We start from the raw sequence: 24,633 nt of genomic DNA, 5'->3' as shown, positions 1-24,633 counted from the left end.
TCAAATGGGCAGATTACTGCTGCACGCCAACAACCCCTTGTTCCTGCATCCGCCGCAACAGCGCCACGGCGCTGTCCATGAACTCGAACGAAGCCACCCCCGCCTCCTGCGCCAACGCCAGCAACTGCCCTCGCCCCGCCAACTCGGGATATTCCTCGATGCGCTGCAAAAGGCGCCAGGCCAACGGGCTGAGTTCGGAAAAACGCACCTCAAACCCAGGCGTGCGCCGCACCAGCAGCAGCGTCGGCTGGGCCGGTGGCGTCGAAGGCTGGTAGCCCGGGGCCAGGCGATGCACCGGCCACTGATACGCCAGCGGCCAGGCCAAGGGCGAGACCCGCAGCGGCAGATCGAGCAAGGCGGCCTCATCAGGAATCAGCAACGGCTCGGCCTCGGATTGCAGCAGCGCCATCTCGACCCACTCATAGTGCGCCAGCTCGGCCATGAACGGCGGCCAATCCGGCGATGGATGGGCCGCGAGGTAGTTCACAAACTCCTCGGCGATTTTACCGAACATGGGCGTGACGCAGCGGTGTTCGCGCAGGAACCGGCGCACACACGCACGCCATTGCTCCTGCCCCAGCACGCTCACCAGCACCGGGAAAGTGCCGCTGAGCAGCGAACCCATGTTCTCGAAGATCAGGTCGCGGTACACCTGCGCCCGCGCCCCGTCCATGCCGGTCGGAACCGGGCAGTGTTCCGGGTCGCGCAGGTAACGGGTCAACGCCTGTTGCTGCTGATGCAGCGTCTGCCGGGCCTCAGCCATGGGTCACCGCCTGCCGGCTGACGGCCGGGTGTTGCAACTGGCGAATCGTCTGCAATTCGGCCACCAGCGCGGCATAGGGCGGGAAGTTGAAGTCCCGTTCGAGCAGGGTCGGCCGCACGCCGAAGCGCGCGTAAGCCTGGGCCAGCAGCGCCCAGACCAGCGGTTTGACCGGTGCGCCATGGCTGTCGATTTTCAAGGTGTCGGACTCATCGTAATGCCCGGCCACATGCATCGCGACCACCCGCTCCGGCTCGAGGCCCGCCAGGAATGCCCGGGGATCGAAACCGTGATTGATCGAATTGACGTAGACGTTGTTGACGTCCAGCAACAGGTCGCAATCGGCTTCGCGCAACACCGCCCGGGTGAATTCCAGCTCGCTCATGTCTTGTTGGGGGGCGGCATAATAGGAGACGTTTTCCACCGCCAGACGTCGCCCCAGCACATCCTGGGCCTGACGGATCCGCGCCGCCACGTGATGCACCGCTTCTTCGGTAAAGGGCAGCGGCAACAGGTCATACAGATGCCCGTCATCGCCGCAGTAGCTCAAGTGCTCGCTGTAGAGCGGCACCTTGAAACGCTCGAGAAACCCGCGCACCTGGCCGAGAAACGCCAGGTCCAGCGGTGCCGGCCCGCCCAGGGACAACGACAGGCCATGGCACGTCAATGGATAACGTTCGGCCAGCGAATGCAAGGCGGCCCCATGGGGGCCGCCGATTCCGATCCAGTTTTCCGGGGCCACTTCGAGAAAATCGAAATCCCCGGCCGGTGCCTGGCGCAACTCATCGAGCAACGCCCGACGCAGGCCGAGACCTGCCGAGGGTTGAGGTAGATTCAACATGACACATCTCTCTTGGGGGAAACGAGATGTGGAGAGCCTCATGAAACGAACACCCGTGACCCGCTGGGTCTGTAGGCGCCGTGTAGGAGCTGTCGGGCCCTCATCAACTCATCAGGCTCACCACCGGGGCGAATCAGGACTCGATAGCCGCCCCGCACTTGCCTTCGCCACATTTGCCTTCCGCGGTCTTCGCCTGGGCCGACAGGTATTGCTTGGCTTCCGGCAACGAGATGCCGTCGTCGTGGTTGGCGTCGATCTTGTCGAACTCCGCCGCGCGCTCCGGTGCAGCGGCGATGAACTCGTCCCGCGAGACCTGGCCATCGTGGTTTTTATCGGTCTTGGCGAACTTGTCTTCGCCGCACTTGCCTTCGGCGGGTTTCTTCACGGTATCGGCGGCCGCCAGGGTGTAGCCCTGGGCCAGGTCGTTCATGGTCAAGGCCGAAGCCGCCGTGGAAAGACCCAGGCCGCCGACCAGGGCCAGGCCGAGTGCAAGGGACGAATGACGGGAGAAGTTGAGCATGGGGTATTCCTCTGACGATTGACGATTAAGGCGCCAGTCACCCGCACCGAGGCTCGGTGTCGGCTGGCTGGCGTAGTTAATCGCCGGTGTGTATCCGGCCTGTGTCGTCGGCCTGGGCCTTCTTCAAGCAGGTGTATCCGGGCCTGTGCGGTACACACTGCGATACACGCCCGCCTGGCCTCAGGTCCCTGGGTTGAAAAAATCGAAACCTTGGAAGCCCTGCACCGGTCAAGTCCTGTATGAACGTCAACCGCTGCAGGTCGCGCCGAGCGACCGCAGCCCGAAACGAGGGACAGACATGAGCATGACCGTCGGTGATTTTCTGGTGGAACGTCTTTATGAATGGGGGGTTCGCCGCATCTATGGCTATCCGGGCGATGGCATCAACGGCGTGTTTGGCGCCTTGAACCGCGCCCAGGGAAAAATCCGCTTCATCCAGGCCCGCCACGAGGAAATGGCCGCGTTCATGGCCTGTGCCCACGCCAAGTTCACCGGCGAGCTGGGGGTTTGCATCGCCACCTCCGGGCCCGGTGCATCTCACTTGGTGACCGGCCTCTACGACGCTCGGATGGACCACATGCCAGTGCTCGCCATCAGCGGCCAGCAGGCGCGCGCCGCACTGGGTGGGCATTACCAGCAGGAACTGGACCTGGTCAGCCTGTTCAAGGACGTGGCCGGGGCGTTCGTGCAACAAGCCAGCGTGCCCGCCCAGGTACGTCATCTGCTGGACCGTGCCGTACGCACGGCGATAGGCGAGCGCCGGGTCACGGCGCTGATCCTGCCGAACGACCTTCAGGAAATGGAGTACACCGCGCCACGTCACAAGCACGGTACGGTTCACTCCGGCGTCGGCTACTGCAAGCCCAGCATCGTCCCCTACGAAGAGGACCTGCGCAAAGCCGCCGACGTCCTCAATGCCGGCAAGAAAGTCGCCATCCTGGTGGGTGCCGGAGCACTGCATGCCACCGACGAGGTGATCGCCATCGCCGAGAAGCTCGGCGCCGGTGTGGCCAAGGCACTGTTGGGCAAGGCCGCCGTGCCGGATGACCTGCCCTGGGTCACCGGCACCATCGGCCTGCTCGGCACCGAGCCCAGCGACAACCTGATGGCCGGCTGCGACACGTTGCTGATGATCGGTTCCGGCTTTCCCTACGCCGAGTTCCTGCCCCCTGAAGGCCAGGCCCGGGGCGTGCAGATCGACATTCAGGCAGACATGCTCAGCCTGCGCTATCCCATGGAAGTCAGCCTGCACGGCGACAGCGTCGACACCCTGCGCGCCCTGCTGCCGCTGATCGAAGAAAAACCCGACCGCGCCTGGCGCAAGAAAATCGAACATTGGCGGGAACGCTGGGACCGGACCCTGGAAAAACGCGCCCGGGTATCGGCCAAGCCGATCAATCCGCAGCGGGTCACCTTCGAACTGTCGCCGCGGCTGCCGGAGCGCGCCATCATCACCTGCGATTCCGGCTCCTGCGCCAACTGGTTCGCCCGGGACATCCAGATCCGTCGCGGCATGATGTGTTCGCTGTCCGGTGGACTGGCGTCGATGGGCGCGGCCGTGCCCTATGCCATCGCGGCGAAGTTCTGCCATCCGCAGCGGCCGGTGGTCGCCCTGGTGGGCGATGGCGCCATGCAGATGAACAACATGGCCGAACTGATCACCGTCGCCAAATACTGGCGCACCTGGGCCAACGGCACCTGGATCTGCGCGGTGTTCAACAATCGGGATTTGAACCAGGTGACCTGGGAACAGCGGGTCATGGAGGGCGATCCGAAATTCGCCGCCTCCCAGGACATCCCCGACGTGCCCTACCACCTGTTCGCCGAATCCATTGGCCTGAAGGGCATCCTGGTGCTGCATGAGGACGACGTGGCCACGGCCTGGGAAACCGCGCTGGCGGCGGATCGTCCGGTGCTGATCGAGTTCCGCACCGATCCCGACGTGCCACCGCTGCCGCCGCACATCAAGCTGGAGCAGGCGAAGAAGTTCGCCTCGACCCTGCTCCAGGGCGACCCGAACGAGCGAGGCATCGTGGTCGAGACCGCCAAGCAGGTATTGAGCACCCTGCTGCCGGGCCATCGCACGGACAAGGAATGAGGCCGACGCGATGGCAACCGTTGAGCTGCATCGTCGCTAGTTGCGCGAGGTGTTGCTGCCGGTTGCGCCAGCAACAGGGTTCGGGGGCTGTTTCCTGGCCCTGGCGCCTGATTCTCGCGTCGCCGGCCATTTACGAAATCATTGAATGGCTGGCCGCCGGGGCAATTCCCTGCGCCAACGGGATGTCGCCCTCGAGTGGCCTCACGCTTGAAGGCCCGCACATGACGAAGACAACGCAGCCCGTCGGCCCCTTCGTTAAGACGACTAAGTAAATCAGCCTCTGCGCCGATACAAGACACGTGCGGGTGAAATCGCTTTTTGCGCTGATGACTTATCTTTATGACTGAAAATGCTGGCAACGACTCGACTGTCCCTTCCCCGGGCTCGCCAACCCGTAGCTTCACCCGTCGCACTTTTCCGGCCATCATGCTCCTGCTGTTTGTCATGTCCGCACTGGCAATCGCCGTGTTGCTCAACATCACCGGTGCCCAGGACCGACGCGCCCGTGAGCAGAGCCTGTTTTTCGCCCAACGGGCCATCGAGGGGATCCGCACCGGCATCGGCCGGGACCTGAGCGACTATTCCAAGTGGAGCGACGCCTACCGGCACCTGCATGTCCAGGTCGACAAGGAATGGGCCTATGACCAGGAAAACGTCGGCAGCAGCGTGCATTCGCTCTACGGTTACCAGGCGGTGTTTGTCATTTCCCCGACCGGCAAGACCGTCTATTCGGTGATCGATGGTCAAATGAGCGACGTCGATGCCGACACCTGGCTGACCGGCGACCTGCGTGCCCTGTGGAAAAAAGCCAGCACCGAGGAAAATCACGACGAAGTGGTCGTCGAGATGCTGCATCACGAAGATGCCCCGGCGTTCGTCGCCGTGTCCGCCATCACCACCGGCACGGACAACAGCGTGGCGCAAATTCCCGGACCGCCCAGCCTGATGCTCTTCGTCAAGGTCCTGGACCCCGGTGCCCTGGAAAACCTGGCGCGGGACTTCGCCCTGCCCGATGCCCATATCGCCAGGACACCCGGCCCAGCCGATACCGCCCAATTGCTGCTCGATAACCTGACCCTGGAGGCCCTGGCCTGGCGACCACAAACCCCGGGCCAGGACCTGCGCAAGGGGCTGCTGCCTTTGCTGGCCCTGGCGCTGCTGGTACTGGGAATCCTGGCGCTGGCCGTCCTGCGCCATGCCTTGGTGATGCTTCGCGCCCAGGAAAGCCAATACGCCAGCCTGCTGGCCCATCGCAAGGCGCTGGAACGCAGTGAAGAACGTTTCCGCGACATTGCCGAAGTCTCATCCGACTGGTTGTGGGAGGTCGACTCGACCGGGACGCTGACCTACCTGTCGGAGCGTTTCGAACAAGTAACCGGGTTCAGCCCCACGGAATGGCTGGGCAAACCTCTGCATCGGCTGCTTCATCCCCATGGCGGCTCGATCTCGATTGCCCAATGGTTGCTCGACGGCGCCAACAGCCTCTCTTCGGCGCCGCTGCTGTGCGAGTACACCGCACGCAACCAGCGCATCCGCACCTGCAAACTGTCGGTACGGGCCATCGAGGCCGGCACCCTGGGTTTTCGCGGCACCGCCACCGACATCACCGATGAATTGCGGGCGTTGGCCCAGATCAAGCACCTCTCCTTGCATGATCCGCTGACCGGGCTGGCCAACCGCAACCGCTTGTTCGATTGCCTGCGCGAACACCTGAGTCGACCTGATCGCCCGCCACTGGCGCTGCTGAACCTGGACATGGACCGGTTCAAGCCGGTCAATGACTCCCTGGGCCATGCAGTGGGCGATAAAGTGCTCAGGGAAGTGGCACATATCCTCCAGCAAAACGTCCGTGGCACCGATCTGGTGGCGCGCCTGGGGGGAGATGAATTTGTCATTGTCATGCCCGACCCCGGCGACGCCGACGATCTCGATCAACTGTGTGAACGGCTGATCGATTGCATGCAACGGCCCATGCACCTGGACGGCAATACGCTGTACCTGGGGGTGAGCATCGGCGTTGCCTGGGCGCAGCCCGGTGACGAACGCGCCGATGAACTGTTGCGCCACGCCGATATCGCCTTGTATGCGGCCAAGGCAGCAGGCCGCAACACCTGGCGCGTGTATGTGGAAGCCATGGGCAACCTGGCCCGCGACCGGCGGCGATACGAGCAGCAACTGCGCGACGCCATGCAGCGGGACCAACTGGAACTGCGCTACTTGCCTCGCTTCGATGTGAGCGCCGAGCAGCTGCACGGTTTCGAAGCCCAGACCTTTTGGCACCATCCCGAGAAAGGTGAGCTGGCTGGGGGCGACTTCATACCGGTGGCCGAAACCTCGGGCCAACTGGAAAAGCTGGGTACCTGGATGTTGATCAATGTCTGTGAAGAGGCCGCGACCTGGCCGAGCGCCGTCAATGTCTCCATCGCGGTTTCACCCCGGTGGTTCAACAGCAACTTCCTGCTCGACCAGGTGCAAGAGGCCCTCGAAGCGAGCGGCCTGGCGCCTCACCGGCTGACCCTGGAAGTGGCCGAAGGGGTCCTGCTGGCCGACCACAAGACCGTCGCCAGCACCCTCCATGCGCTCAAGGACCTCGGCGTGCGGATCAACATCGACAAATTCGGCACCAGCATCGCCTCCCTGCGCGAGGTGCTGGACCAGCCGTTCGATGGCATCCGCTTCGATCGCAACATCCTGTCGCAGCTAGGCCTGGAGGACGACAAGGAAGGCGTCCTGGCGATGATCCGGTTGAGCCGCAGCGTAGGGCTCATGGTCACCGCCGAGGGCATCGAAAACGCCCGGCAATTCAGCCAACTGCGCAACGTGGCCTGCGACCATGTCCAGGGCCCGTACTTCGGCGCGGCACTGGCCCGCTCGGAAATGGCCTCGTTCTTCACCACGCCGCGGTGGCTGTAACCCACGTCCCACCGCTATCGCGAGCAAGCTCGCTCCCACAATGAGACCTGCGGTGCATGCAAAGCTCCTAAACCCCTAGCTCCCACAATGGGCGCTGTGGTGCATGCAGAAAACTCATGAACACCCCAGTTCCCGGTGGGAGCGAGCTTGCTCGCGATGAGGCCATCACAGCCCACCTCACTGCAAGCTCAATCTCCTACAAACTCAACCGCCCCCGCTCCTCCTCGGTCAGCCGCTGGCGACTCTGCTCGTCCAAAGGCCCCGCGCCCAGCACCTGCACCGGGCTGGCCGGGTCGTAGGCCCGAGGCGCGTCGCGGCTGGCGCCATCACGTGAGGGGGCCAGTTGCTCGGAGCCAAAACTCACCACCTGCACCGTGAACACCGACGCCTGGTTCTGCCGCGCCGCGTTCTGTTGCTGACGGGCCACGTCTTCAGCCGCTTGCGTCGCCGAAGACGCCGCCGAACTGGCCGAGGTGATGGCCCCGGTGTTCACCGAGGCCGCCAGCGGCACGCCGGTGGATTTGCCCTGGGTCTGGATGTTGGCCGCGTTCACCACGGTCAACGCCGCGATGTTGACGTTGCCCGACACCCGGATCCCTGCCTCGCCCGCATCGATGGTGCCCAGCGGCGCGATCAGGTCGATATCTCCCGGCGCCACTTCGGCAATGGGGTTGAGGGTGGCGATACCGGCCCCGGTGCTCGGCACCGAAGGCGACAGCGTCACGTTGCCCCAGGTGTCGTACAAACGCTTGGGCGGCGTGTACACCACGGTGGTCTTCGAACCCCGGCCGGCGTTGATGTCGCCCTGGGCTGACCAGCCGAGGATCGAGCCGCCAAAGGTGGTCATGATCCGGCTCTGCCCCAACAGGATGCTGTTCTGCGCATACAACTGGATATCGCCCTCGCCCTGGGTGATGACCCCGGCGGTGGACGGCGGCGCGTTGCCTTCGATGCCGAACGTCTGCCCGCCACCCGGGGTGAGCATCTGGATACTGCCACCAAAATCGGTGTGCACCCCCGCCCCGCCGAACATCGTGATGTCGCCCTTGTAGGTGATCGGATTGCCCGCCACATCCTTGCTCGGGAACAACAAGTCGATAGCCTCCCGCCCGCGCAGGTAACTGCCCTGGCGCACGCCGCCCACTTCGTTGTACTCACGCCCGCCGGCCTTGAGCTCGGCGAAGTACACGTCGCGGGCAAACACCCGCTGCTGCTCGGCCGGCAGCGCCGCGAAGTAGCTGCGGGCCTGCTCGGTGTCGCCGCTGAAACCGAAGCGTTCCTTGAGCCAATCCACCAGTTCGGTTTCATAGGTCTTGGCGACCTTGCCGTCCTGGTTCGCCAGGGGCACACCGGCCAGGGCCTGGTTCGCCGGGTCCAGGTAGGCCTTGACGAAGCGCTCGTAATCCGCGCCGTTGAGGCCCGCGCCGGCTTGCAGCACCAGGCTCGCGCCAGGGCGCGAATCCCCCGGCACCACGGCGCCGAGGCTGGTGATGCTGACCTTGTCGTCCATCAGGATATTGCGCCCGGCGGTGATTTCCAGCAGGCCGGGACCGGCGACGTTGAAGTTGCTGTAGAGGATGTCGCGCCCGGCTGAGACGATGGAGATGTCGGTGGGGTTGTTGTGGATGAAGAGGTTGCCGGCGCTGGTGTACTCCCCCGTGACTGACTCACCGCCCCTGCCGCCACTCAGCGGGGTGCCGCTGCTGACGATGTCCCGTCCGGCCATCATCCACACCGACCCGGTTCCTTCGTAATAGGTCTGGCCGAATCGGCTGTCACTCGGGGTGGTGAACGTCATCGCCCGCCCGCTATTGACGGCCAGCAAGTCGCCCTTGAGCGCATAGAAACGGGCAGGATCGGTGTTGGTCGCCCATTCGTCGGCAGCGCTGCTGCTGTCAAAAGCAAACAACGGCAATGTATTCGCGCCTATGGAGACACTATTGGCATCGGCAGAGAGGTTACTGACCACCACACTTCCATTGACAAGCCCCATGAAAGCCGGCCGCAGCGGGGTGGCCATGGCCGCAGACGAGGCCCCGGAACGACTGACCGTCAGGTCGCCGCCATAGATGGAGTCGCCGGCCAGGAACTGCAGCTCGCTGTTGATACCGGGTGCGAGTAGCAGCGCCCTGCGATAACTGCCATCGTAGCCTGCGGTACCAAAAACCTTGGCCTGGCCATAATAAAGACTGCCACTGGCGGCCACAGCCCGCAGGATGGAGGGATAGACCACCGACAGGTCGGTCTCGATTTCTGACACCAGGGGCGTCATATTGCCCCCCGACGACCAAAGGTCCACTGCCGTATTGGCCGTCCACAGCGTAAACCAGCTCACACCCGCCCCATTGATCTCGCCATTCTTGAAGGGCGAAACGCTCATTATCGGCGCTCTCCCCGGGTCTACGACCTCCTGCACCACCAGGTCGCCCAGGGTCGAAAGATTGAACGTGGCGTCGCCTGGCATCAGGGTCAAGCCACCGGTTGCCTGGCCGCGTGTGGAGCGGAAGGAATCGTAAGCCCGCGTTTCCCCCGGGGACTGGTCCGTGCCCTGATTACCGTAGCGCAGGTCGATTCGCCCGATCACGCTGCTGTCGAGCTGCGCATGCCCACGCAGATTGATCACTGCGCCACTGAGACGCCCGTCCGTGAGCCGGCTATCGGAATTCAGAACGCCCCCCACCCGCAGCCTCAGGTCACCACCGCCGGTCAATTGCAGGCTGCCATCAGCGCCCACACGTCCGGTGCTGCCCACCGCCAACAGCAGCCCCTGGCTACGAGGGCTGATGTTTGAGTTGAAGTCGCCACCGGCGAGCCGGTTCAACACGCCCGCGTCACCCTTCACCTGTACATCCAGATCACCGCCACCCAAAGTTCCGAACCCGGTGAAGGCGGCCATTTGATCAGCGCCACCCGATACCGTCGACGCGGTATAACTACCGAAGTTGATCCACCAGGCGGTCGGCTGGCTGCTCACTGAATCACCATTGCCCTGGCGCCAGAGCCAATTGCCCACATTGGCCGAGTCCTGGCCAATGTCGGCGGGATTCGGTCGTCCGTTCGGGGTTGCTGCAGGCGCGGTCAGGTTACCGCTGAGGTCGCCGCCGACCTTGAGCAACAGATTGCCGCCCGCGTCCGGATACCAGGCGCGATAGAGACTTTCAGTGCCGCCATCGACCAGCTTTTCGTTGCTGCCATCCTCGTCGTTGAGCACCTTGCCGTTGGCGCCCAGGGCCTTGGGCTGGTTGTAGGGATCGCCCGGGAACGTTGGTGCTGACGAGGTGCCGGCGGTGTAGATGCCGAACAACGAATCCATGCGCAGGTTGCCACCGCTGAGCAGTTCCAGGTCCCCGGTACCGGTGCGGATGACGCTCGGACGGACACTGCCGGCAACCGCTTGATACTCCACGTCTGCGGGGGCACAGACACTCGGCGCCGCGTCGCAGAGTGACTGAACCGAATCAAACTGGAAAAACTGCGCAGCGGCCTGGCTGATCAGCTCGCCGGCCTTGACCTCAAAGCCGGAACCGGCCAACTCCTCCTCCGCGGCCTTGGTCCATCTGTAAGAAGCTTGAAGCGCGCAAATGCCGGCGAAATCCGCACAGAAGGCGTCAACCGAGTCGTAGCCAAAATTGCTCACGATGTCCAGGTCAACGGTTTGGCCAAGCTCTACCGTGAATCCCGCGCCCGCCAGCTCATCGACCCCTTGTTGAGTCCACCGATAGGTGCCCTTGGCCGGCACGGATTTGCCAAACATGCCGTAGTGACTATCGGCAAGGCGCAAGTCGCCTTGTACCGGATCGGGCTGGACGATCCGGCTGTCCGCCGCCGTCGTATCCGCCCCGGCCACCAGCCGCAGCGACCAGGATTGCGAACCCTCGGCGAGCATCGGGGCGATAGCCCACATGCGGCCATCGCTGCCGGCGATTTCCGGACGTAGCTGGATCGACTCGACGCCATCCGGCAACTTCACATCGGTCCCGGACGGGATCAGCGAACCACGGTTCAGCGCCAGGCTGCCGTCCAGCCTGAGGATATTGCTCTGCACATTGCCCGCGTTGGCTACATTGGGCAGCGCCACGCCCTTGGGCCAGGTGAAACCGAGCAATGCGGCGGCGCCGCTCAACACGCTGCCGGCGCCCAACTGCGAACCGGCTTCGAGGGTCTGGGTCCGGCTCAGCAAAGTGCCCGCGGCAAACAGCAGGTTGCCGGAGGCGTCGTGCACCGCCGCCGCCAATACCGTGCCGGCCGGCAGTTCCAAGGGTTGCTCCAGGATCGCCGCCACTGGCAACCGGGTGCCGGCCGCCAGGGTCACGTTTTTGATGGGTAAGTCGTAGTTGAGCGTGGTTCCCGCCGGGAACGCCGTACCGTCGGCCAGGGTCACGCCGGCACCGGGGACGACGATGTCGCCACCGGTGAAATCGATGCCGGGCAGCAACACCCAGCCTTTGTCATCCTGAGTGGCGGGCGGCGGAGCGAATCCGTCGTTGATGCTGCCGTAGATGCTCAGGTCGCCCCCGGCGCGCAGGGTCAACGCGCCGGCCTCGCCGGAGCCGTACACGGCGGTTTGCCGGGTGTGCGGGTTGACACTGGCGTAGCGATAACCGGACAGGTCCAGGTCGCCCTGCACCACCAGATCACCGTCGGCCGTCGCACTGACGATCTCGACGCCGGGCCGTAGGTGGAACGCATCGGCATAACGGGCGTTGCTCAGCCCAGCGAGTTTGCGTTGCATCAAATCGCTGTTGGCCAGCGCCGCGTTGATGAAGGCGAGGCTGTCCTGATGCTTGCCATCCAGGTAGGCCTGGTCGATGACCTGATAAGGACGGCCACTGGCCGCCGGATCGCTGCCAAAGGCTGCGTCGTTGTATTGCCACATACCATTGACGGCGATGGACCGTGCGCCCTGGATATCCAGGTTGCCGCTGGCGTCGATGGCAATGTCACCGTAGGTGGCATCCGGGCCGGCGCGCCGGGCATTGAGCTCCAGGGTGCCGCGAGCGCGACCATCATGCTGCCCCTCAGCCGCCGCGGTGCCATGGCGCAGATCGATGCGCGCACCATCGGCCAATGTCAGCACGCCGCCCCGGGAGGTCAGGTCGACCATGGCGCGGTTCGGCGAGTCGATGATCTTGCCGTAGCTGTCTACACGCAGGCGATTGCCGTGGGCATCGAGCACCGCGTTGCTGCCCAGGGTCAGAGAACGCCCGGCGGCGAGCCGGATGCTGCCGACCCGTTCGCCGCTGGCGTCTACCTTGCCATTGACCAACAGGTTTCCGTTGTCGACCGACACACTGATGGTCGAGGCCTTGAGTTCGTTGCCGATCACCAGGTCGCCCTGTTTGAGCTGGAAGCCACGGGAGCCGTAGACCTGTCCATCGTTCAAACGTTGGTTCAGGGCCGCGAACTGCTCGCTGAGATCGCCGCTGTCGCCCAGGCGCTGGGCCTGGATTTCCACGTCGCCGGCCAAGTACGGCGTGGCGGTGCCGCCGGCGTCATACTCGCCACTGCTGCTGCCGAGGATTCGTCCTTGCAGGTCGACCAGCCCGGCCGCCTCGTCCAACGCCACCGCACTGAGCCGGCCAGCCTGATTATTGCGAGCCGAGAGGTCGATGCTCGACCCACCGGCCTGGCGGATGTTGCCGTTGCGGCTTTGCAGGATCACCTCGCCACCGGCGCTGTAGCGCGTGACATCGTTGAAGGTGATCGCGCGACCGGCTACATCGATCAACGCTTCGTCGGCGAGGGTCAGGTCATCCGTTGCGCTGAGGGTGAGCTTGCCGCTGGGCAGCACCACGGCACTGGCCAGGTTGAGGCTCTGCCCCTTGAGGGATAACTCACCCCCAAGCCCGGAGACAGCGCCCGGCTTAGCGGTCGTGCCTGCCACATTGACCGCCCCACCTACGGTGATGCGGTTGACCGAACCGGCCTCACCGGTGAGCAACGGGGTAAGGATATTCAGGTTGCCGCCACTGTAGGCGTAGCCCGTTTTCGCGTCATAGGCCCCCTGGCTCTGATACACCGCCAGGCTGCCCTTGTGGTTGGCGGTCAATCGCTCGCTGGCGCTGAGGTTGACGTTGGCGAATCCCAGCGCCAGGCGATCCAGGGTGGTGATCGAGCTGGGCTGGGCGAAGTCACTGTAACCGAACTCGATCCGTTGGGCCTGGATGTCCAGGCGACCGGCACCGGTGCCCGCCCCACCGGCAATCACCGAACCCGGCGCGCCAACAGCGCCGTTCCAGATCAGGTTGGCGGTGCGGATGGTCGCCACGTCATTGGCGTTGCCGGCGCCATAGATGGCCGGGGTGCTGAGCATCAGGTTGCTCAGGCGCGATTTGCCGGTGACCGGGTCATACGTGTCGAGGCTGACGGTTGCGTAGAAATTCAACGCCTCGCGGGCCGACAGCTCTAGGGTTTCCAGGGCCGGTGCGCCATATTCGGTGTCGCCACGCAACAGGCGATCAAGCACGGTCTGGCTCAGGGTCAGCCCCCCTGGCAAGACCTGGCGCATCGCCGCATCGCTGAGTGCCTGGGCGGTGCCGACGTTGATATTACTCAGGGCCAGGGTCAGGTGACGGGTGCCGTAGCGCACTTGGTCACTCAGGGCCACGCTGCCGCCCGAAGCGGCGACGATACTGCCCTCGGAATGAATCCGTGTGACGCCACTGCACGCTATCAGGCTGCAACCGCCGATGTTGATGGAGCCGTTGGAACCCGACTCGGGCGCAAGCACATTGAGCAAACCGTTGGAGGCAGCCAGCATGCTGTAGTTGAGCGATTTCCCGCTCAGGTTATAGATAAAACCATCACGGGCGTCATAGGCGGCCTTGCCCCGGCCGATGGTATTGATGGCGGCGCCTTGCTCCACCAGCACTTCCCCGCCACTGGACAGAAGGAATACTTCGGGAGCTGCCAAGGTCGCGCCTTCGCGCAAGATCACGCTGCTCGACACCTTCTGCGGGCTGATGTAATTGCCGCCTTGTCCATAGATCACTGAAAACTGGCCACCGATCACTTGGCGCGAGGCATTCAACGCATTCAGGCTCTCGGCATTGAGGGTCACGCCTTCGAAGCCGGCCGTCGCCCCACTTCCCTCGGCTACCACCTCCAACGCCTTATTCGCGATAGCAGTCACAGCGACAGTACCACCATACCCCCCCGTTTGAGGCGCGAACTTGCCGATGCCCTTGAAGGAAAACGCCTGATCTCCCGCGCCAGGCGACAGGCTCAACTTCAAGGTCTTGGCATCGACCGGCAAGACGGCCCGAGGCACGCCCAGGCGAGCGGCATCGGCCACGGCAAACTGGGCGTAGCTGGTTTCGTTATATTGCGAGTAGCGACGCAGCACATCCCCCGACGTCAGGATGACCTGGCTGGACAAACTGTCGCGCTGTCCGGTATTGGCGACCGAGAGCACGCCAGCGGTGGTCCAGGAGCCGTTGCGCATCTGTTGCGCGCCCGTTGTGAGGCCTTGTCCCGCCAGGCCGTTGACCTCGACTCGGAACGCTCCTGGCATCAACGCATACGTGGACGGCATCAGGGTATAGGTACCGGCGGCGAGCCCTGGCACACCGGCGCCAATGGTAATTTGCTGGCCTACTCGCGGATCCACCGCGCCGCCTTCGGGGGCGACCGGCGCATACTGGCTCTGATTGCCCGGCACGATAGCGTAGACCGGATTGCTGGACAGCCCCGGCAGGGTGAAGCCGCCGTTCGCGCCAATTTGTACCAACGGGTTGAAGCGTGCGTCGGTGGAACCGCCACGGCCGGAGATGAAACCAGCACCGAGCAAGTCACCGCCACCCGAAAGGTCGAGTACCGAGCCTTCCTGGCCCTCCACCGACTTGCCGCCCAGAATCACGCCGATATTAATGTCGCCGTTTTCGGAAGGAACCGCGCCTTGCCCCAGCAGCACAACCTTCTTGCCGGCATACTGGTAACTCTGACCATCGACAGTGCCGCCATACGGCATGACCAGACCCAGGCCACTGACCGAGGTCAAGCTGCCCGGCAACAGGTTGATCCGATCGGTGATGGCTTCCCCGGGACCACCATTGGTGCCGATTTCAATCAAACCCAGCGGTGCCCGTACCACCCCGCCCTGTTCAATCCTTGCGCTACCCAATTGCAAGCGCCCGAATGCCGAGTAAGGCACCTGGGACGTGGTTTGGGTCGTTCGCCCGATGACCAGGCTGCGCAAAGGATCATATTGCGGCGTTCCCTCCGCGGTCATGCTCCAACCCGCCAAAACCCGGGCGCCAACGCCCGTCGCTGGATACAGCTGAGCGGCTTGCAACATCATGTCCGAAGGCGTCAGGAGTTGGGTGGTAAAGCCTGTAGGCAATCCATCGTTCGAGAACCCGGCCAGGAATCGCACATCCCCCCGACTGCTTAACTGAACCCGGTCAAAACCGGCGCGCTCCAACTCGACGGTGCTGCCGTCGGCCTGTCGCACGGTACCCTTGCTACTGAAGGTCACGTTACCCTGCACATCCAGCAGGTCTGCGTTGACAGAAAACACGGCCTTGTTCGTCTGCAACGATACGCCGCCATCGACCACCGGTCGGACGTAGCTATCCCTGTTTGGAAGGTTGGCCGCGGGGCCCGACAGCAGTACATGGGAAGCATTGAGTTGAGCCCGGGTATTTGGCGCGGCTGCACGGGTTACAAAACTGCGGGCATACAGGCTCAGGTTTTGGCCAAGGGACAGCGACACGTCGCCATCGATGCTCAACAGCCCGTTGCTCAACAGCGCCAGGCTGTCGAAGCCACCCGACTGGACCTGATCCACACCCAATCGGCCGTGACCGTAGGCCAGTGAATCCGCCGAGGTTTCGGCCGTGTCGCCCGGCAGGGTCGCTTGGGCGTTTTGCCCGAGCACCAGCTCACGCACTTGCAACACCCTGTCACTGACCGCATCGTTGCGGTAATACGGCGTTTCCAGGGCCACCGACAAACTGCCCCCTGCCGCCCCCGTGCCCCCCGAACGAGCGCTGAAATCGCCATCCAGGTACAAACCATTGGCCGACGCCACGGAAATACTGCCGCCATCGCTCGCCACCGACGTGCGTCCCTGTCCGGGAACATCCAGCACGGCCTGGCTGCCATCCGCTTGCAGACGCGCGCCGTCGCGCACCACGACAAACAGTTCGGATGCGGAAGCCGAACCCTTTGTGGCATCGATCTGGCCGCCGATGACAATCTGCCCGCCATCACGTACCAAGCCATAGGTCTGACCGCGCATATCCTGGGCGGTCACGGCCCGACTGGAGACGTCGATCAGCGCTTGCTCGCCCAGCCAGATGGAACGACCGTGGCCCTGGGCGTTGACGGCTTCACCCTGCGCACCGATGACGCTCAACCCGGTGAGGCTGACCCGCCCACCCCACGCATTAAGGGTGCCGTTGGCGGTCAGTTGACCGATGCTGCGCACATCGATGCCCTGCCCCGGATCGACGCTGATCACGCTGCCCTTGCCCAGGTTCAACACCGTGCTGGCCATGTCGGCTGCGCTGGAGTTCGCGGTACCGGCAGTGAGGCTCAGGCTTGCGCCGCGACGCTGGGTCAGGACGCCTTTGATCGCATCTTCCTGGTACAGCTGCGGCGTCCAGCGCTGCAATACATCGGCCGGTTCTGCGCCGCTGCCGGTGCTCAACGCCTGCTCGCCGAAACGGTACACCGGCATCGTCACATCGACGCGGGTGCCGTCGGCCACGGTCAGGCCCTGGTTACCGGTGATGTCATAGGCCGAGAAGCCTTTGTCGAAGAAGTCAGCGCCCAGTTGCAAGGTGCCGGGTTCGAGGGGCGAACCGCTGTCGCCGATCAGCACTTTGTTGGCCGACAGTTTCAAGGTCCCGCCGCCATTCACGCCGGTGCCGCGCAATTCGCCGCCCAGGTTCAAGGCACCGTTACTGGACGACGTGCCGGTACTGGCGGTCAGGGTCAGGTCACCGCCCTTGCCGCCACGGGTCTTGCCATAGGCCATGACCGCAGCACCGGAGCTGACGTCGATCAGGCTGCCCTGGCGCACATCGATGTCGCCGCTGCTGCGTACAGACACAGCGCCGCCATTGAGGAACGGCAGGCCCTGGTGATCGTTGCCGTCGAGTAGCAGGTTGCTCCACCGACCAGCGGTGTTCAATGTCACGCCCTCGCCCAGCGTGACCGCGGCACGCTGACCGGTGGCGGGCGAAAGCACAACGTCTTCCATCTGGAAATTATCGGTTCGGACCTGTTTAAGCACGTTACCCAAGGCAATGCGCCCACTACGGGCGGTCAGGTCGGCGTTCACCTCCACCTGCGGCGCATAAAGCGTGATATCCCCGCCATCGGCCACCTTGAGCGTGCCATCGACGTTGATGCCTTGCGCCGCTGCCACCTTGACCGCGCCGAGCTGGAAGCCATTGAGCAGCGCGTTATCCAGCACCAACTTGCCTTGCCGGTCGCTGCCGACCATCGAGGTCAGGTCCAGGCCTGCGGCAATCTTGTCGGTCACCTTGCCGACGGTGACCTGATCGAAGGTGGGGTTCAGGCCGCTATTGATCACGCCACTGGTCTTGTCATAGATCGGCGTGTAGCTGCCCACCCACAACTGGGCCCGACGGGCCACGGCGTTTTGCGATTGCTGGTAACCATCGAGGTTGAGGTTCGGCGCCTGGGTCTGGCGTTCACCCCGGTAGACCTCGCCAACGATCTGGCCTTCCAGCACCGCGTTGCGGGTCGATACCACCAGTTTGCCGGCATCGCGGCCAACGGTGTAGCCGGCCTCAAAACGCTCGCGCGGGGCGATCAGCGGGTTGTAGTAGTAATCGGTCTGGCCCCAGCGCTGGCTGTGGTCTTCGTAGCCTTTGTAGATGCCGGTATAGAGAATGTCCCCCGGTGCCTTGGACAATTCATACAAGCGCCCATCGGCGCCCTTGAGCCAGGACTGGCGCAGGTAGCCGCTCTGCACATCCAAGGTGCCGCCAGACAGGTTCAACTGCGCCGCCTGCTGGGTCACCACATCGTTGCCGGTGAACGTCAGGGTACCGCCTTGTGCGGCCCATTCGCCGACACTGTGGCCGCGAGTGCCCAGGTAACCGCCGACCTCCAACAATCCACCCGCCGTGTACCAACGATCGGTGGCGTAACCGTTAGTGCCCGCCGGCACGTAGATCAAGTCACGCACGTCCACCCACACATCGTTGTTGGTCAGTTTGCCGCCGTCGCGGTTGACCGGGGCGTCGCGCTGTTCATTGCCCTGCACGTTGACCTTGATGGAATTGGATTCCATCGCCACCTTGACGCCGATGGCGCCGGACACATCGATCACCGCGCCATCGCGCACCAGGCTGCGCCCGGCAGCGCTCACCGCGACCTGGCCGCCGGTGGCGAGGGTGATGGAGCCGTTCTGGAAGTCGACACTGCCGCCGCTGACGATCTCGACCCGGGACTGGTCGCTGCGGTCGACCACGCTGCTGAGGTTGTTGAACTGGCCAGTGATCAGGTTGTTCGGCGTGCCATCCAGGCCGGCCGGTCCGGCGTTGCGCTGGCTGTCCAGGGCACTGCCGCCGGCAGCATCGAGCAACACCGCCGTGGCGCTGCCCTGCCCCAGGGTCACGCTGCCGCTGCTGTCGCTGAAGGCGTTGAGCAGGTGCACGGTGCCGCGAGTGTCCACCGAACTGCTGGCCACGGCCACGCCGTTCTGCTGCACGTTGTGCCCGGTGAGGGTGATGTCACCGGTGCTGGCCTGGATCAGGCCGCTGTTGATCACCGTGCCGGCACTGCTGCCGGGCTTGAGGGACGTCGCGACCTCGTTGCCACGGGTGGTGGAACGCAGGTTGCCGCTGGTGCCCTGGCCGCGCCGGATGTAGAAACTGTCGCCCGCCGCCAGGGTGGTCTGGCCCTTGGCAGTGATGATGGAGCCGGCGTTCTCCACTTCAGAACCCAGCAGCAAGGCATAACCACCACCGGCCGTGGAGGTGGCAGCGCGATGGGTTTCGATCAGCGCGCCCTGTTGCACTTCGACCTTGCCCGCCGCGTCAGTGAAGGTCGGCTGGCTGCCGGTGGCATCGACGTACAAGCCGCGCTGGCTGAACTGCTCGTCAGTGATGTTAGCCGCCACCGCCGCCAGGTTGCGCACATTGACCTGGCTGCTGCCGCTGAAAATGATGCCGTTGCGGTTGACCAGCATCACCGTCCCGTTGCCCTTGATCTGGCCCTGGATCTGGCTGGGTCGGGCTTGAGGATCGTTGACCCGGTTGAGTACGGCCCAGTCCGACTGCTGCTGGAAATCCACCGTGGTGTTGCGCCCGACGTTGAAGGTTTCCCAGTTGAGAATCGCCTTGTCGGCGGTCTGCTCGATCTTCACCGTGGTCTTGCCGCCGCTCTGGGTCTGCTGCGGTCCCTTGGCGTTGAGCCAGCCCTGGGTCAGGCTGTTATCGACCTTGAGCCCACCCTCGCCCAAGCCGTCGGGCACGGTCTGCACCTGCCCGAACGCCGCTTGCCGCCCGGCGGCCTGGGCCGCCTGCTGGGCCGCGATGGCGGCCACGGTGTTGTTGAGGTTGGTCAGCGAACGCTGCAACTGCGCATTGGCCCGTTGCTGTTGGGCCAAGGGTGGTGGCATGCCTGGCTGCGCGGTCGTGGGCCGCCCCGTACCACCGGCCTGGGACGCGCCCTTGGCGGCAAACCAGGCCGAACTGAACGCCGTCGCCGCCTGGGCATTGCCGGCTACCATCAGCAGGGCAATGGCCTGGGCCAGCGGCTTGAGCCGCAACATCGACAACTCGCCATCGCGACGTGGGGCGTTCGGGTTCGTCTGGGGTTTGCAGCGCAGCATCCTACTCATCCTTTCGGGTTCGCTCTAAGGGGGCGCAACGCAGTGCTATCAAGCTGCCAGCGTTGGTTATAGGGGTTAGGCGGTTACAGCCGCTCGCGACCGAACGGATGTCATGAAAATTTCATGTGGCTGTGTTGGTACGGCTATGACGCAAAAAGTCAGCAACGGCTTTCACCGTTGCTGACCGGATGTTGCGAGTCGTTCAAGCCTGGGCTTACAACGGACGACCGATGGCGTTGCAGACGCTGGTGTTGCCGATGCTCAGACCGCTGGAAGCCGTGACGAAGGAATCACGAATGGCGGTTTTCCAAGCCGAAGGCAGCGGCACGAAACGGTTGGCGGTGATGGCCGAGTCGTTGTTGGTCAACGAACCGTAGTGGCGGCTGAAGAAGTTGCGAACCTGAGTGGTCTGGGTCGCATCGGCGTAGCACTGGCTGAAGATCACGTTGGTGAAGCCCAGGATCGGGTAGCCGGTGGTTGGGTAGGCTACGACGCTAGGGTCGCTTGGGTTGGTGGTAGCGGCGAACACCGGTACCCAGGCGTTCGGGTTGGAGCGGTTGGCGACGGCAGGTACCGCAACAGCGGCGATGGCGGCCGATACGTTGGCCGGGGCTGGGGAAACACCGGCAACGCGGGCGACCTTGGTGGCGTCGTCCAGACCGGCCAGGGTGGTAGCCGCGTAGTCCGGGCTCATGTAGCTGATACGGCCTTGGGCGGCGTTCACTGCAGTCATCACAGCCTGGCTGCCAGTGGCAGAAACGGCGCCGGCTGGCAGGCCGCCGCTGTAGCTGGAGGCGAAGTTGGTGGTGATGGCGAAGGTGCCGGTTTCAGCGCACTTGGCATTCAGGAAGCGGGTGAACAGCTCGGTGGTGCCACTGCTTTCTGCACGGTAGACCACGGTGATCGCGCCGGTACGGCCCGAACCGGTGATCTGGCTCCAGTCGGTCAGACGGCCGGAGAACACGCCGCACAATTGGTTGACGCTCAGGTCAACGTTGGCGGTGCCGGTCTTGTTGAACGGAATGGCAACCGAGGTGGCGACCGATGGCACCTGGATCAATGGACCCCAGGCAGCACCGTGGGCGCTGACGTAAGTGCTCAGTTCGGTGGCGCTCAGCTTGGAGTCACTACCAGCCCAGTGCACTTTCTTGCCGCTGGTGTCGCCTGGCACGAACTTGGTGTAGTCGTTGGTCAGGAAAGCCGACTTGCCGGCACCACTGCCCACGCCGATGTAAGGGGCGAAACCGGCAGTCAGGACGCCGGAAGTCTGGTACAGCGGCTGAGGCAAGGTAGCACCACCGCCATTGACATCAGCCATGGCGGCCTGAGCGGCGCAGAGGCCGGCGAGGGTCAGGGATACCGCGAGAACGTTGCGCTTAAACATGAAGAATCTCCTTTCATCGTGTTCGTACGTAGGTTGGGGTGACGCGTGCTTGCCGTCATGGCGCTCGGTCCTGTGCCGATGGCGATGGGGTGAGGCCATGGGTTAGAAATTCGCAGTTTCCGGTGACAGATAAAGGAAAAAACCTCGGGAGCTGAGGGCTGTTTTTCGAGTTTTTTCCTCGGGTGTTCGAGGGCTCTGCGCCGTGGGTTCAGGCGGTTTTTCCAGGGGGACGGCAAGGGCTGCCCGTGGAGGTGGCGGCGGATGGTTGCCGGGCGACGGAAGATGACAGAACAAGGAACCCGAGTTTGGCGATGGTGAGGCTCGGGAGGTGTTGACGGCGTCAACATCTATTTTGCTCGGTGTGCTTTTGTGGCGAGGGGATTTATCCCCGCTGGGGTGCGAAGCGCCCTTCACAACTGCCGCCTCGGTGTATCAGACGAATTGACTGGGCTGGCATGGGGCTGCTGCGCAGCCCAGCGGGGATAAATCCCCTCGCCACAGGACCTGTGTCTGCCACAAGATCTGTGTCAACCAGTAGAGGGCGGTTTATTGCACCAACTGATTGATCTCGATGATCGGCAACAGCACCGCCATGACAATCACCAGCACCACACCGCCCATGACCACGATCATCAGCGGCTCCAGCAACGCAGTCATGCCCATGGCGCGGCGTTCGATATCGCGGGACAGGGTTTGCGCGGCGCGTTCGAGCATCGGTGGCAGGCAGCCGGTTTTCTCGCCGCTGGCGATCAGGTGGATCAGCACTGGCGGGAAGACTTTTTCCACCCGCAGCGCCGCCGCCAGGTTAACCCCTTCGCGGACCTTGGCCGTGGCTTCGCTGACGCTCTGGCTCAGGCGGTCGTTGGACAGCGTCTGGCGTGCGGCCTCGAGCGCTCGCAGCAACGGCACCCCGGCTCCGCCGAGAATCGCCAGGGTGGAGGCAAAGCGCGCGGTGTTGAGGCCCAGTACGAAACGCCCGATCAGCGGCAGGCGCAACACCCGCGCGTGCCAGTTCAGCCGCGCCGCCGGTTTGCGCAAGTACATGCGCCAACTCCAGAACCCACCGGCCAGCACGCCAAAACACAACCAGCCCCAGGCCCGAATGAAATCACTGGCGGTGAGCATCGCCACGGTCAGCGCGGGCAGGTCCTGGCGGGCCTGGGAAAACGCGCTGACCACCTGGGGCACCACGTAGCTGAGCAGGAAAATCACGATGGCGACCGACACCAGCCCCACCACCCCAGGGTAGATGAACGCCGTGAGGATCTTGCCCCGCAAGTTGTTGCGCTCTTCGATGTAGTCCGCCAATCGCTCCATCACCTGGGCCAGGTCGCCGGACTCTTCACCGGCGGCAATCAACGCCCGATAGATTTCCGGAAAATCCCGGGGGCGTGCCGCCAGGGCTTCGGCCAGGCGCATGCCGCTGCGCACATCGGCGCGCACCGCGCTCAAGGTCTGGGCGATGTGCTTGCGCTCGGCCTGTTCCACCGTGGCACTCAACGCGGCTTCCAACGGCAGGCTCGCGCCCAGCAGGCTCGCCAGTTGCCGGGTGGCCCAGGCCAGGTCGTTGTCCGAGAGTTTGGCGCTGAACAAGCCACCGCCGTTCGCCGGTGTTGTGTTGCGCTCGACCTGCACCTGCAATGCCGTCAGCCCGCGACTGCGCAACAGGTTGAAGGCCGCCCCCTGGCTGTCGGCTTCCAAGTGTCCGGACTCAATCTTGCCTTGGGCGTCGGCGGCCTCGAAACGGTAGCGATTCATCAGGCGTCCCGTGTCACGCGCAGGATTTCTTCAGGGGCCGTGGTGCCACTGCGCACCCAGCGCTCGCCATCCTCGCGCATGCTGAACATGCCGGCCTGGCGAGCGGCGGCGCGCAGTGCCTGCTCCCCTGCCCCCTGGTGAATCAGCGTGCGGATGTCATCGTCGATGCAGAACAGTTCATGGATCCCGGTACGCCCGCTGTAGCCGGTCTGGTTGCAGCTCGGGCACCCCACCGGGCGCCAGGTGCCGGGCGTGGCCGGATCCGGCTGCTTGCACTGCGGGCAGAGCCTGCGCACCAGTCGTTGGGCGAGCACGCCGAGCATCGACGAGGCCAGCAGGAACGGCTCGACCCCCATGTCGATCAGGCGGTTGATGGCCGACACCGCGTCGTTGGTGTGCAGCGTCGCCAGCACCAGGTGACCGGTGAGGGACGCCTGCACGGCGATTTGTGCGGTTTCCAGGTCGCGGATTTCGCCGATCATGATGATGTCCGGGTCCTGGCGCAGGATCGCCCGCAACGCCAGGGCGAAGGTCATGTCGATCTTGGCGTTGACCTGGATCTGGCTGATGCCCGGCAGGTCGTATTCCACCGGGTCCTCCACCGTAAGGATGTTGTGGACGCTGGCGTCCAGCCGGGCCAGGGCGGCGTAGAGGCTGGTGGTCTTGCCGCTGCCCGTGGGGCCGGTGACCAGGACGATGCCGTGGGGCTGGCGGATCAGGTGATCGAGTTTGCCCAGTACGTCCGGATCCATGCCCAGGGTTTCCAGCTGCAGGCGCCCGGCCTGCTTGTCCAGCAACCGCATCACCACCCGTTCGCCGTGGCCGGTGGGCACCGTCGAGACGCGGATATCAATCGGTCGACCGGCGACGCGCAAGGCGATGCGGCCGTCCTGAGGCAGGCGTTTTTCGGCGATGTCGAGCTGGGCCATGATCTTGATCCGCGACACCAGCGCACCGTGCAGGGCCTTGCGTGGCGAAACCACATCGCGCAGGGTGCCGTCGACGCGATAGCGCACCACGGAATGGCTCTCGTAGGGTTCGATGTGGATGTCGCTGGCCTCATCCCGTGCGGCCTGGGTCAGCAAGGCATTGATCATGCGAATCACCGGCGCGCCGTCCTGGGTGTCCAGCAGGTCGGTGATCTCGGGGATGTCCTGCATCAGCCGGTCGAGGTCGACTTCGTTTTCCGCCGCGCCCACCACCGCGGCAGCACTGCCGGTGTCGGCATAGGCACTGTTGAGCAGCCCATCGAGTTCCTCGTCGCGCACCCGCTCCAGCCGCACTTCGCCGAACTGACGGCGCACTTCACTGATGGACCAGCCCGGCGTGGACGGGCACACCATCAGCACCGCCCCTCCTTCGGACTGGCGCAACACCAGGCGCTGGGCCTTGGCCCAGGCGTATGGGAGGGTGTTCATGGCAACAACCCCCGACCACTTGGCCATGCACAAAACCTGTGGCGAGGGGATTTAGCGAAACGTCGCACCGCCCCGTTGGGCTGCGCAGCGGCCCCAAAAAATCTTACAACATCCACCCGACATACCT

9 protein-coding genes are annotated in these 24,633 nt (G+C 64.2%); 2 read left to right on the top strand and 7 right to left on the bottom strand.

Translation table 11 applies throughout. From position 1 onward, the window contains the following. Positions 1-13: 13 nt before the first annotated feature. The 3 genes from BM317_RS07465 to BM317_RS07455 all read right to left on the bottom strand — a co-directional run bounded on the left by BM317_RS07465 (position 14) and on the right by BM317_RS07455 (position 2,121). Entirely contained in the window at positions 14-763 is a 750-nt protein-coding gene (locus BM317_RS07465; RefSeq protein ID WP_092473748.1) for an HvfC family RiPP maturation protein, read from the bottom strand. Further along, positions 756-1,601, bottom strand: coding sequence for an HvfB family MNIO-type RiPP peptide maturase (locus BM317_RS07460; protein WP_092473746.1), 846 nt, complete (start codon positions 1,599-1,601; stop codon positions 756-758). The genes BM317_RS07465 and BM317_RS07460 overlap by 8 nt, the downstream gene beginning before the upstream one ends. Before the next feature lie 133 nt (positions 1,602-1,734). Further along, positions 1,735-2,121 carry an EF-hand domain-containing protein gene (locus tag BM317_RS07455; protein WP_092473742.1) on the bottom strand — a complete coding sequence of 129 codons (387 nt, stop codon included), beginning with the start codon at positions 2,119-2,121 and terminating at the stop codon, positions 1,735-1,737. 298 nt (positions 2,122-2,419) lie between these two features. On the opposite strand from BM317_RS07455, the gene BM317_RS07450 reads away from it, so the two are divergent. Together BM317_RS07450 and BM317_RS07440 are read left to right on the top strand one after the other, a co-directional pair. Next, positions 2,420-4,219, top strand: a complete 1,800-nt coding sequence (locus tag BM317_RS07450) for a thiamine pyrophosphate-requiring protein (RefSeq protein WP_092172904.1) — start codon at positions 2,420-2,422, stop codon at positions 4,217-4,219. Positions 4,220-4,558: 339 nt separating this feature from the next. Then, complete coding sequence (locus tag BM317_RS07440; protein WP_092172901.1) at positions 4,559-7,132, top strand: bifunctional diguanylate cyclase/phosphodiesterase; 2,574 nt, start codon at positions 4,559-4,561, stop codon at positions 7,130-7,132. Between the two features lie 196 nt (positions 7,133-7,328). Here the strand turns inward: BM317_RS07440 and BM317_RS07435 are convergent, their stop codons facing one another. From BM317_RS07435 to gspE, 4 genes are all read right to left on the bottom strand, one after another. Continuing rightward, a complete protein-coding gene (locus BM317_RS07435) occupies positions 7,329-19,946 on the bottom strand; it encodes a filamentous hemagglutinin family protein (protein ID WP_092473738.1) in 12,618 nt (4,205 codons plus the stop codon). A 214-nt stretch (positions 19,947-20,160) separates the two neighbouring features. Beyond that, a complete protein-coding gene (locus tag BM317_RS07430; protein WP_092172895.1) occupies positions 20,161-21,330 on the bottom strand; it encodes a substrate-binding domain-containing protein in 1,170 nt (389 codons plus the stop codon). A 546-nt stretch (positions 21,331-21,876) separates the two neighbouring features. Further along, a complete protein-coding gene (gspF, locus tag BM317_RS07425) occupies positions 21,877-23,088 on the bottom strand; it encodes a type II secretion system inner membrane protein GspF (protein ID WP_060742025.1) in 1,212 nt (403 codons plus the stop codon). Then, entirely contained in the window at positions 23,088-24,506 is a 1,419-nt protein-coding gene (gspE, locus tag BM317_RS07420) for a type II secretion system ATPase GspE (protein WP_092473799.1), read from the bottom strand. The genes gspF and gspE overlap by 1 nt, the downstream gene beginning before the upstream one ends. Between the last annotated feature and the right edge of the window lie 127 nt (positions 24,507-24,633).

The organism is Pseudomonas sp. NFACC24-1, from assembly GCF_900115235.1.
Taxonomy (GTDB): Bacteria; Pseudomonadota; Gammaproteobacteria; order Pseudomonadales; family Pseudomonadaceae; genus Aquipseudomonas; species Aquipseudomonas fluorescens_AA.
This window is presented reverse-complemented; position numbering and strand designations above follow the sequence as displayed.